A 3,198-nucleotide genomic window follows, 5' to 3' on the forward strand; every position below is an offset into this window, starting at 1 on the left:
TTAACACTCACCACAATGGCACATTGCGATGCCGTCGGGAGGGGCATCCACGCCATCAACAAAGCCGACCAGAACCTCTCTCCGAATACGGCCCTCGGCGCACGCCTACTCAAACCTTGCAGGTTGTGGCTTCCAATGACTGGTCGATGCAGAGCAGGGTCTGTGTCGCCGTTAACTGTCCTAAAACTTAGTGTTTTTGGCGTAAATACCTTTGTTGCATCATTAAGGTTTCGTTAATACCTGCACCCCGGATGGAGATATTCTATGAATTATGTGATGGAAGTGGGTACGGCTGATGACACTTTGCAACTGGAATCCAACGTCCGAAGCTACAGCAGGACATTTAAAGAAACCTTCGACACGGCGTCTGGCAGTTGGATCTACACGAAAGATGGGGGTAAGTACCTTGATTTTCTCGCGGGCTGCGGGTCCCTGAATTATGGTCACAATCATCCGACTTTGAAACAAGCACTTGTTGACTATATCGTAAAGGATGGGATGAGCATGTGCCTTGACATGCAATCCATTGCGCGCAGTAATTTCATTAGATCTTTCAACAGCATCATATTGAAACCGCGCGGAATGGATCACAGAATCCATTTTACGGGGCCCACTGGTGCAAATTCAGTGGAAGCTGCCATAAAATTAGCGCGAAAGGTGACTGGCCGAACGAATGTCGTGGCTTTCACCAATGGATTTCATGGCTGCTCCCTTGGCGCGCTTGCGTTGACCGGAAGCAGCCATCACCGCGCATCTTCTGCAACATTGCTCAACCAGGTTACCAGGATGCCCTACGACGGCTATCTTGGCCGGGACATCGATACTGCAGAGGTTCTGGATGTCATGATGAAGGACCCCAGTGGTGGCATAGATCCACCAGCAGCAATCATTATCGAACTTGTTCAGGGAGAAGGTGGTCTTCAGACGGCATCTGTCGAGTGGGTGAGTAAGATTGCGCGTATCGCGAAGGATCACGGTGCTCTTCTCATTGTAGACGATATCCAGGCCGGTTGCGGCAGAACAGGGAGCTTTTTCTCATTCGACAAATTTGGAATAGAGCCTGACTTGATCTGCATGGCTAAGGCGATATCCGGTTATGGCCTTCCTATGTCTGTTCTTCTCATGAAGCCTGAACTCGATCAGTGGTTGCCGGGTGAACACAATGGAACGTTTCGAGGTAATACTCACGCCTTCATAACAGCTGCCACTGCTCTCGAGATTTTTTGGGAAAACGCTGGGTTTGAATCCAACCTGAGTTTTCTTTGTGCAGATATGCTGAGGAAGTGCATCAGTCTCTCAGATACATATGGTCTCAAGGTAAAGGGCCGTGGTGCAATGATGGGATTGGAGTTTTCCGATCCAGAACAGGCCGCCAGAGTCCAATCCACGTGTGTAAGCTCCGGATTGATCCTGGAGCGGTGCGGGCCACTCGATCAGGTCCTGAAGTTTCTCCCCCCCCTCAATGTTTCATCCGATGATCTGGATCTGGGTTTCTCGATCATTGATAAAGCCTTGGAAAAATCTTCTGACTTTCAAGAAACAGCGGTCGCCATAAGCGAAGGTGTTCTTGAGGCAAGCTGATACATTCTGAAAATACCCCATACTCTCCGCTTACAAAGGCAGTAGTCAAAAATGACAAAGACATTCGACGTTGTCGGCATCGGTTTCGGACCGGCGAATATCGCTCTTGCCGCTCTCTTTGATGACGAGGGCATCTTCAACAATTCCGTTTTCCTTGAAAAATCGAAAACGCCTGTTTGGCAAGAGGAAATGTTGTTCGAGAATGCATTGGATATCCACTCCAATATCCAGAACATACCCCATCGAGATCTTGCAACCCTGCGATCACCACGCAGCAGGTACACGTTCATGAATTATTTGCACAGTACCGGAAAGCTTCTGAGCCACCTGAACATGGATCTCCTGATGCCAATGCGCCCAGATTTTGCGGGGTATGTGAGTTGGGTTTCATCTCAACTATCAAATTATCTTCGTACGGATCAGGCTGTCGATAAAATTACGATGCTCGACGACATCCACAGTCACGTCTACAGAATAGATGTGAAGGGTAAAGAGCCTGTTTTTGCCCGAAACGTTATCGTTGGTACGGGCAGGGAGGCTTATATCCCGAAACCATTCCAGAATGTTATTGATGATGATCGTGTATTCCATCTGACCAGTTACAAGACATCACACACAGCCCTTATGAAAAAGGGAGCGAAGAATTTTGCCGTCATAGGAAGCAGCCAAAGTGCGGCCGAGATACTTCTTCATATGTCAAAATATGAACCCCGACTTGAGCTGCATAGCTTTATGAGGCGTTTTGCTTATCCTCTCAAGGACACCAGCCCGTTCATGAGTGAAATATTTTTCCCGTCCTTTACGGATATGTATTTCGAAGCCGATGACAGCCTGAAAAAGCGTATTGACATGGATGTACATCGGACAAACTACGGTGCCTGTGATATGGATGTCCTCACGGAACTCTATCGGCAAATCTACTATGACAAGATGCATGGTGCCAACAGGATTACAATAAATCGACTGACAGATATCATTTCTGCAGAGGCCGATGAGTCAGGTGTCCATTTGACGGTCCGGGATGCGAGGACCATGGAGACACGCAAGGAAATCTTCGATGGAGTTGTTCTGGCGACTGGATTTCGCAACATTGGAACAAGCGAAAGCTCCGTGCGGATACCTGCCGTTCTTGATGGAATTTCTGATATGCTGGATTTGTCGGATGATGGCTGCGCTCAGGTCGATCGCTCATACCGGGTCAAGCTGAAGCCAGGACTCGAAAGCGCAGGTTCTCTGATACTCAACGGGCTCTGCGAGACGTCCCACGGCATGGGGGATGCCGGATCATTGTCGCTTCTGGCTTCGCGCTCCCAGATCATTGCCGGAGCTTTGAGCTGGAATGACGGAAAAAAGAACTCCGTGTCGACCGATGAAGTCGCTGCACAATGACCCCTGCAAAAGTAAATAATATGAGGTTCGACACTATCGCAATACGTGGTGGGTATGGAGAGCGCGAGGCTCTCCAGAACCATGGTTCGATCTGTGAGCCTGCATACTTGTCTCCGGCGCAACACTTCAACACATCGGAAGACATGCGTAAATGCCTGAGCGGTGAGGCTTGGTCTCAAGATTGAAGTGCGACACCCACAGCCCGAAGGGCATAGGATGTTGGCATGG

Annotated in this window: 2 protein-coding genes; both read left to right on the forward strand. The window is 49.2% G+C overall.

The genetic code is table 11. From position 1 onward, the window contains the following. The first annotated feature begins 264 nt into the window (after positions 1–264). Complete coding sequence (ectB, locus tag P775_RS12005; protein WP_245875659.1) at positions 265–1,581, forward strand: diaminobutyrate--2-oxoglutarate transaminase; 1,317 nt, start codon at positions 265–267, stop codon at positions 1,579–1,581. Between the two features lie 51 nt (positions 1,582–1,632). Further along, on the forward strand, positions 1,633–2,970 hold the full coding sequence (locus tag P775_RS12010) for a SidA/IucD/PvdA family monooxygenase (RefSeq protein ID WP_099911225.1): 1,338 nt from the start codon (positions 1,633–1,635) through the stop codon (positions 2,968–2,970). The last annotated feature ends 228 nt before the right edge of the window (positions 2,971–3,198 follow it).

It is taken from the genome of Puniceibacterium antarcticum, assembly GCF_002760615.1.
Taxonomy (GTDB): domain Bacteria; phylum Pseudomonadota; class Alphaproteobacteria; order Rhodobacterales; family Rhodobacteraceae; genus Puniceibacterium; species Puniceibacterium antarcticum.